The sequence below is a fragment of the Anoxybacillus mongoliensis genome, assembly GCF_014201515.1.
In the GTDB taxonomy this organism is placed as follows: Bacteria; Bacillota; Bacilli; order Bacillales; family Anoxybacillaceae; genus Anoxybacillus; species Anoxybacillus mongoliensis.
In genome coordinates this window covers 1-1187 of sequence record NZ_JACHEQ010000035.1, presented here as the reverse complement: position 1 = coordinate 1187, position 1187 = coordinate 1, and the positions used below count along the sequence as shown (strand labels likewise).

Sequence of the window (1187 nt, the reverse complement as noted above, 5' to 3'; positions counted from 1 at the left end):
TATATACATGCACTTTAAAACGATGACTTCTGTATGAGCACCTTTTTTCATGGCTATACTGCTCCTAAATACTCATGTGTAAAAGGAGCGGAATTGGCATGAAACGTTTGAAAATCACAAATGATCACGGTTGGACACCTCGAACCCTTCGGAAACAAGAACGGAAAATCAAAGATGCTTCTCTTCGTGTTCGGGTGACCGCTGTTCGTCTTGTCATGGAGGGTCATCTCGGTAAAGATGTGGCCAAAATGGTCAATCTGTGCCGTCAATCCGTTGCCATCTACGTTGCACGGTTTAATCAAGGTGGGCTCGATCATCTACTCGATCGTCGGTTGCCGCCTGGCCGTGTGCCGTTTCTTACGGAAGAACAACAACAAGAAATCAGACAACTCGTGTTAACTACTACACCTGTGGATGCTGGCTGGGGCATCGCTTCATCATGGAACACCCGTATTTTGCAATCTTACATTCAACAAACCTATGGTGTTTCCATGTCACGGGAAGGGATTCGCAAGTTGTTGCATCGTTTGCGTTTGTCATGGACACGCCCGACGTATAGTCAAAGGAGACGCTAAGCGTCAAGCTGCTTTTCAAAGAGAACTTGAATTTATAAAAAAACTAATTACCGAGAATGTCACGCTGTTTTATGTGGATGAGACGCATGTTCGTGCTTATCAAGCGCTACGTACGACATGGGCAGAAGTAGGAAATCAAAAACAAGTGCCAAGCTACGGTCACCATGCCCACGTTTCTATTTTTGGCGCCGTCGATGTTCAACAAGGCGATGTGGTGTTTCATCGTGCATCATCCGCCAATGCCGAAACCTTCCTCGACTTTTTGCGCCGATTGAAAGAGAAATATGCCGATCGATTCCTCGTGCTTGTGTTAGACAACGCGCGTATTCATCATGCCAAGATGGTACAAGCCTTTCTTGATGGCGAGGAAGGTGCTGCTTTTCATTTCATCTTTTTGCCACTGTATTCTCCACAGTTGAACCCGATTGAACGGTTATGGAAGTGGTTGAAAGATGAGGTGATTGCCAACGTTTTTCACAAGGATCAAAACGACATTGCCCAATCCATTACTCGCTTTGAACAGTACGTTCTACAACACCCGGATGAGGTGTTGCGCCGCATCGGGTGTACTGCGTGAACCAGAGGTTAAAATTTTAAATTGGATGTATATAG

Annotated in this window: 2 protein-coding genes; both read left to right on the top strand. The window is 45.5% G+C overall.

The features are described 5' to 3' along the window. Positions 1 to 98 precede the first annotated feature (98 nt). Positions 99 to 575 carry a helix-turn-helix domain-containing protein gene (locus tag HNR43_RS14060; RefSeq protein WP_232467170.1) on the top strand — a complete coding sequence of 159 codons (477 nt, stop codon included), beginning with the start codon at positions 99 to 101 and terminating at the stop codon, positions 573 to 575. Then, positions 481 to 1152: an IS630 family transposase gene (locus HNR43_RS14055; RefSeq protein ID WP_246346347.1), complete on the top strand. Its 672-nt coding sequence runs from the start codon at positions 481 to 483 to the stop codon at positions 1150 to 1152. Before HNR43_RS14060 ends, HNR43_RS14055 begins: the two co-directional genes overlap by 95 nt. Positions 1153 to 1187 lie beyond the last annotated feature (35 nt).

What these genes read in the sequence shown, in the direction of transcription:
- HNR43_RS14060 (WP_232467170.1), top strand. Translation starts at nt 99, where the DNA reads ATGAAACGTTTGAAAATCACAAATGATCACGGTTGGACACCTCGAACC.
- HNR43_RS14055 (WP_246346347.1), top strand. Translation starts at nt 481, where the DNA reads ATGGTGTTTCCATGTCACGGGAAGGGATTCGCAAGTTGTTGCATCGTT.